This window comes from Bradyrhizobium genosp. SA-3 (assembly GCF_004212635.1).
Classification (GTDB): Bacteria; Pseudomonadota; Alphaproteobacteria; order Rhizobiales; family Xanthobacteraceae; genus Bradyrhizobium.
On sequence record NZ_PSRT01000373.1, the window covers coordinates 1 to 269 of the forward strand.

At 65.8% G+C, this 269-nt stretch carries 1 protein-coding gene; it reads left to right on the top strand.

Annotation, left to right across the window (positions count from 1 at the left end; genetic code table 11):
* Window positions 1–269 (top strand): aminopeptidase P family N-terminal domain-containing protein (locus tag CWO91_RS42520; protein WP_208753165.1); only part of this gene is annotated, 269 nt, incomplete at both ends.

Here is a 269-nt window from a genome sequence, read left to right on the forward strand (position 1 = left end):
CGCATGGAAGGGTTCGAGAAGGAACTCGGCCGCATTGCGGCGCCCGCGGTCAAGACCGCTTCCTGGGGTAGCACGGACGCGATCCGTCTCGCCATCGATCACATCAAGGCGCTGGGCGCCGGCCTGAAACGCGTCGGATTCGAGCCGAGTTTCCTGCCGTCCGATGCCAAGGATCTCCTGAGCAAAGAGCTCGGCGGCGCGTCGCTGGCGGACGCGCAATTCGTGCTGGAACGGCTGCGCGCGGTCAAGACCGCGGCAGAACTTGACCT